Genomic DNA, 6324 nt, shown 5'->3' with positions numbered 1-6324 from the left:
AATGAAGTCGCTTGATACAATTTCATTCGGTTAACTAATAAAACAAGGTCATAAAAAATGTTAAAGAAAATCATGTTAGCATTCATCTGCTTAAGTTTAAGTTGTCTATCAGCTTCAGAACCTGAGCAAGAAAATCATTCAATGATGTCGACAGATCGCTATCAAATTCAAATTGTAAATGTGGATTCATACCATCGCGTTTTTCTTTTAGATACAGAAACAGAAACACTTTGGATGTGTCAATACAACTATTATAAAGATTCATTTGGCCCATGGATGCAGTTGCCTCCCTTCCCTCGCTAAAAAAAATTTGGAGTGCGAAGGCCCTGCCTTCGCTTTTTTACGCTTCAGACTGATAAAGTTTCTATTCTGATGACTTCCGAAAAATTAAAAGCGAAGGCAGGGCCTTCGCACTCCAAATTCATAGAAATTCTCGTTTTAGATAATAAATATTATTTTTATTGCTAGTTTAATAACAGTTTGTTAATATCTTCTTTTTATTATTATACTAAAAAAGGCTTGTTATGAACGCGATTAATGCAATCACAATTCCAGTTGTTAATTATTATCACGATATCCCTCAAGATACAGCCAAAAAAGTAATGCAAAGTTTTATTGTCGTTTTTGTGTATAGAACATTAGTGAGTGGGAATACTGCCGCAGGATTGTATTCCGCTACTTTAACAGCAACAGCTACAGCGGTTTATTCCTTAATTACTCCTCTTATGAAAACATTTACGAACGGCAGACAGCAGTTTAATGGTATGGAAGAATTTTTTCGTGTAGGGTTAGCATTAATCATAACCAACTCGCTAGCAACAGCTCTCACCGACCAATCAACATTCACAAAACTTGGCTTCAATCACGACCTTTACTACGATGTCGTAGGCTCAGTTTGTCTCCATGCCATTCGAATTTTCTTAACGACGTATGCAAGTATTCCATGTATGACATTCGATACCAATCGAACTAATAGTATCTATTTTACGCCAAGTGCCCCTGTGAATTTGTAAGGCAATTTCAAGAATTCTATGATGCGTTCTCTGCACCTTTGAGTTCAAAGTTTTACCCACTCCAAATTCTTAGAAATTCAAGTTTTAGTTGCTTATATGTTTTCCAAGGTTCGATTCGCTTACCATGGGCTATGTTAAATTTACCCCCTCTCTGTGTACTCTGTGACCTCTGTGGTAAAAAATGTTGCTAAAAAAATTACCACAGAGGTCACAGAGGGCACAGAGGAGAGAAATAGTTTATCGAGACTTATGCAAACGTCTTATACGAGGGTATAGCTATTCAAAAATTTAATTTCTTCAATGCTTGCAAAATTACCCTTTAATTCGAAACATTATTAACATTGACGTTTTACTTTTTAAGTGCTAACTTTTATTATTATTTAATCTAAAAAGGATTTAATTATGACTTTAATACAAACAATCACCGACCCCTTTGTTGACTATTACAATGCGCTTCCGCAAGATTCGACAAAAAAAATTATCACGAGTTTTGGCATTGTATTTGTACTAGAATCATTAACTTTAGGTAATCCTTATGGGGGGCTTTATTGTGGTTCCGTAAGCGCTACGGCTACGGCAATATACGCCTTAATTACACCATTAATGCGATCGCTTGCAAATGGAAGAGCACAATTCACAGCCATTGAAGAACTTTTCCGTGCAGGAGTTGCCTGTATTACTGCGAGCATGCTAGTAGCAGCTGTCACCAATCCGACTTCACTTAGAGCTTTAGGCCTCGACCACAATCTTCGTGCTAGTGTTATAGCGGCGTTATGTGCTCATGTCCTTCGGATTTGCTTCATTGCAGCTGGTAATCTTAGTATTCTTCCGCCTTTGTCGTTAAATACAACTGAAACAAATTGGCTCATGTTTATCCCTGCTCATTTATTAGACGTATAACAAAGAAACTGCCCTTCGGTCATTTTCTATTTATGAATAAGAATCCTATTAATAAGCGTACTTGTAAAAAATAATAAATCAACACACTTCAATTGCATGTTTAATGTTTGTTTGATAAACTACAGATTTATTCAATTTCACCAGAGATAATTATGACCTTGATAGAAACAATCACCGATCCGTTTGTCAACTATTATAATGCGCTTCCACAGGAATCATGTAAAAAAGTTGTCACGAGTTTTGGAATTGTATTCGTCTTAAAATCGGTATTGGAGGGTAACCCCAATGCAAGCTTTTATTGTGCAGTTCTTACTGCGACGGCTGCGACAATCTATACTCTAATCACTCCTATTATGCGTGAAATTGTAAATAATAGACCTCAATTCAGTGTAACTGAAGAAATGCATCGCGCAGGCTTTGCCTATGTTGCTACTTCTATGCTGGCGACAGCTTTCACCGATGAGTCTACATTCAGAAAACTTGGCCTTAAGCAAGAATTTTATTATGTAACTCTTGCCGTTATGGCTTTTCATTTCTTACGAGCTATCACCGGCAAATTATCCCTTAATACGAATGAAACAAATTGGCTCATTTTTTATCCTGACACAGTGACATAACAATGAACCTGATAAGAGCAGTTTCTGAGCCTCTACTCGATTATTACGATGCTATTCCAGCGAACACGAAAAGTGAAGTGCTCAATAGTTTTAAGATCGGGTCTATTGTCTATGCTACGATAAGCAGAAACCTCTTAGGCGGTATATATTGTGGAGCCCTATCTGCCACAGCTAGTTTAATCTATGCCTTGATTACCCCTTTGATGCGATCGATTTCTGGAAGGGCGGAATTCACTGGAACAGAAGAATTTATTCGAACAGGAATAGCAATGCTTGCAGCTGTTCAACTTGCCACAGCATTCACGAACCAGCACACCTTTTACTGGCTTGACTTGGATCCCAATCTATACAAAGGGATTCCATTTTCGCTAATAGGGCACTATATTCGTGCTTGCGGTGATCAGATTTCGTTTAATACAGATAGAGCAAATTGTCTCTTTGTTATTCCGTTTTTTGGACCTATCGAAGAATCTTTCATTAGTTATGAATAAAAATGACGAGTATTTCATTTACTTGTAAGCTCTGAAACAATAGAATGACGTCTGTTTTTCTACTGATCTTAGAGTACCTATGAAAGCTTTTTTTTCTGTTTCCATTCTTATTTTCTCATTATTTTTTTTCTTTCAATTAGAAGCGAAAACGCTGCATGCCATTTTGGTGGTCGATACGGTCCACGATATCAAAAATGTCACTCAAACGGACTTGAAGCGGTGGCAAAAAGAACTTAGCCTTGTTTCACAACATACTGGAATGGTACTAAAAGAAAGGGTGTTCAGTGGACAAAATTTCGCCAAAGAACAGATTCGCAACTATCTCAGGAATTTAAAAGTCTCCTCCGAAGATTCTGTGATTTTTTATTTTTCGGGACATGGATATCGCACTTCTGACAAACAAGGCCGCTGGCCCATTATTACCTTTGAGTTTTTTAAGCCTGGATTGGATGTTGAATGGATTGCAGAAACGATCCGTAACAAGAAACCTCAATTTGCCCTCATATTTACCGATTGTTGCAACAATTACCTCGAAAGGGGATTTGATAATCCAACCAAAAATATCATCATCAATCTGAAAGATGGTTTTGCCCATTATCCAGGCTATGCTCAACTCTTTTGCCATGCCAAAGGATGTGTTGTTGTTTCTAGCTGTGACAAGGGGCAGTTTTCTTATGGCTCCCATTATGGCGGCCTCTTCACTCAATGTTTTTTTAGCAGTCTAAATCGTGAATTATCCGAAAAGAAACCCAGCTGGAAAAATTTGGTTCAAAGAGCTAGCGGCTACATAAGAAACGTTCAGACACCCATTTGTGAGATCTATCTCTAAATTTATTGCAGACATTTTATCAATTGTCTATTCTCTCCTAGTAAAAATTTTATTTGGAGTACAAAAATGGTCGAATTTCCCTCTACAAACCCATTCTCAAACCGAGCTCATTCCTATAGGCCCTCTGAGCATAATCCATCTCAAGATGATGTTGAAATGGAAGATGTTCCTGAACCAACAGTAGCAATCCCTCTAAATGATAATAACTTAGCACAAATAGCTGCTATGCAAGCAACTCTTGAGGATATCGATTCTAGACACAGTGCAATAATTTCACAGCTATCACAACAAATAAATCCAAATCCACAATTAGGACAAACAATACTTAACCTGAGCGAGGAGGTTTCTACCGTGAAACAGCAGATTGAAAATTTTATATTAACTCTTCCAGACATCCCAGAGTCCTATAGTAATGTCCAGGTATTACGGATCAGGTTTTTCCTTATAGAAAACATCCAGAATGAATTGGTTGTAGCGTTCCGTGTCATAGGAAATCAAGCAATAGGTGCTTAAAAGAAATAACGCATTAGTCAGAACAAAGCGACTCTAGCGACCATTACAACGGAAAGGACCATATTGTAAATTAAGAGCTTGAAAGTCTCAAACTGCAACAGCCCAGGGGCAACGCGCCTGGGTTGGGGTGTAAACTTCAACCCAGGGTTAAGATGCAAGGAAAACGCAGTCTGAAAGGCTGCAACAATACTAAGAAATCATCTCGCAGCCCTTACGCTGCATTTTTTTACATCTAATACTACCTAAGAAACGTACAGACGTCCATTTGTGAAATCTATCTCTAAATTTATTGCAGACAATGTATCGTTAGCCTATTCTCTCCTAGTAAAAATTTTAATAGGAGTAATAAATTATGACTTACCTAAGCCCTACATCCCCATCCTTAAGTTCAACTCCTCCATTGAGCCCTTCCAGTCCTTCTCAAGAAGAGATTAAAATAGAAGATGCGGCAGTTGCAGAACAACCTACACCAATAAATGAAGATAAATTAATGTTAGAAATAACGCTCTTGCAGCAACGTTTATTAGATATTTTGGCTAGACAGCTTTTGATATCAAAGCACTCACGTAAAAGTGACCCAATTTTAAGAACCACAGCAGTTAGCCTTGGACATGAAATCTCTAGAGCTAAACAGCGAATTGAGCAATTCACACCAGCCCTCCCTAGCAATTCCAGTGGGTCTGAAGCGCCCTACAGCGACACTCTTTTGTTTGGTCAAATCCTACACGACTTGATTAGCAAACTAGAAACCAATCAGGCTATATTGATTAATTCTCTTCCCCAGTTGGAGCAACAGTTGTAAATACATAGAGAAGTTCTGTTGATAACAAATCACTAGATATAGACAATGAGGAAATATCACCAAGGAGATTTTATGAAAAAAATGACCTTTGCAGCCCTGCTGTTTGTGATTTCTACTCAAGCGGTTTTCGCCAACACGGCCCCTTCATCAATGAGCCCACCATCGGCAGGTTCTGGTACTATTCAGGCCATGCCCAAGCTTGAAAGACCGGTGGAAAAGAAGCAGACCGAAGAACCGATGCCAAGCATCACCAGAGCCCCTCAGCTTACGGCTAAGCACGCCAGCTACTTTTTTCCTGGTATCATTGTCTATCGAGGGGGTAAATGGGAGGGGAGTGATCACCTACTCAATCTCACCAACAATATCGGTCTATATATCTCTATCGTAAAACCTCATGATGTTACACTTGATATTAGCGAAGAGCATTTGAAAAAAGCTGTAGCCGATATCTTTGATAAGGTCAATATTAAGCCGACCACATTAGCGCCAGAAGGAAAGCCGCCGCTACCAGCTTTTGAGATTGAAATATTAATTTATCCAATTGAAAGGGGATACGTAGCGTGCTGCTCAGGAAGCCTTTTTGAGTCAGTTACCCTTCAACGCTTTGTTTTAGATCAGAATATGGCGTTTCAAGCGATTACTTGGCAGAAAGAGACCTTGGTTGTAAGTCCTACTGAAAAATTTGCTGAACAACTGACATCCTCAGTGCAAGAAATAGGGCAAGCTTTCGCCGATCGATTTGAAACATTTGATAAGATGAAGAAGTAACATACAGTTGAAACTCTGTGGCTTAAAGATATTAATTGAATCTTTATAAAACCACAGAGTTTCGAATAAATTACTAGGCTTGCGTAAAAATTCTTAAAATTGTATGGACTTGAGATAGTAAACAATGTATTATGAAGTATAGGCATATCAATTGAGGTAATGATCATCAATTAAACCCTTTACGCATTGTGAAGTTCAGATGCGCAAAGAGGCTCAAACGTAAACTCTGGCTTATAGAGGAAATTAATCTTTCCCAAGTCGTCATCTTGCCGATATCTAAGACGAGTTACTCTGTTTCTGTTTCTCCTTGCTAACTTCTTCACAGTTGTAGATCTCTTGCTTACTAAAAGCAAGATAACAAGTTGTCCTTTTCGGGGTCGAGGGGAACCGA

General features: G+C 38.3%; 9 protein-coding genes. All 9 read left to right on the top strand.

Going from position 1 to position 6324, the window contains the following annotated elements:
* Nucleotides 1-57: 57 nt before the first annotated feature.
* Nucleotides 58-303 carry a hypothetical protein gene (locus K2X50_09775; protein ID MBX9587530.1) on the top strand — a complete coding sequence of 82 codons (246 nt, stop codon included), beginning with the start codon at nt 58-60 and terminating at the stop codon, nt 301-303.
* 221 nt (nt 304-524) lie between these two features.
* Nucleotides 525-1013: a hypothetical protein gene (locus tag K2X50_09770; GenBank protein ID MBX9587529.1), complete on the top strand. Its 489-nt coding sequence runs from the start codon at nt 525-527 to the stop codon at nt 1011-1013.
* A gap of 402 nt (nt 1014-1415) precedes the next feature.
* Entirely contained in the window at nt 1416-1913 is a 498-nt protein-coding gene (locus tag K2X50_09765; protein ID MBX9587528.1) for a hypothetical protein, read from the top strand.
* Between the two features lie 152 nt (nt 1914-2065).
* Entirely contained in the window at nt 2066-2530 is a 465-nt protein-coding gene (locus K2X50_09760; GenBank protein MBX9587527.1) for a hypothetical protein, read from the top strand.
* 2 nt (nt 2531-2532) lie between these two features.
* Nucleotides 2533-3021 (top strand): hypothetical protein, encoded by a 489-nt coding sequence (locus K2X50_09755; protein ID MBX9587526.1) that lies wholly within the window; start codon nt 2533-2535, stop codon nt 3019-3021.
* Between the two features lie 79 nt (nt 3022-3100).
* On the top strand, nt 3101-3850 hold the full coding sequence (locus K2X50_09750) for a caspase family protein (GenBank protein ID MBX9587525.1): 750 nt from the start codon (nt 3101-3103) through the stop codon (nt 3848-3850).
* 66 nt (nt 3851-3916) lie between these two features.
* Nucleotides 3917-4363, top strand: coding sequence for a hypothetical protein (locus K2X50_09745; GenBank protein MBX9587524.1), 447 nt, complete (start codon nt 3917-3919; stop codon nt 4361-4363).
* A 352-nt stretch (nt 4364-4715) separates the two neighbouring features.
* Nucleotides 4716-5165 carry a hypothetical protein gene (locus K2X50_09740; GenBank protein ID MBX9587523.1) on the top strand — a complete coding sequence of 150 codons (450 nt, stop codon included), beginning with the start codon at nt 4716-4718 and terminating at the stop codon, nt 5163-5165.
* A gap of 72 nt (nt 5166-5237) precedes the next feature.
* Nucleotides 5238-5933 (top strand): hypothetical protein, encoded by a 696-nt coding sequence (locus K2X50_09735; protein MBX9587522.1) that lies wholly within the window; start codon nt 5238-5240, stop codon nt 5931-5933.
* Nucleotides 5934-6324: the final 391 nt, after the last annotated feature.

It is taken from the genome of Gammaproteobacteria bacterium (assembly GCA_019748175.1).
GTDB lineage: Bacteria > Pseudomonadota > Gammaproteobacteria > JAIEPX01 > JAIEPX01 > JAIEPX01.
Note: the sequence above shows the minus strand (reverse complement) of the source record. Positions and strands in the feature narration are given on the sequence as shown.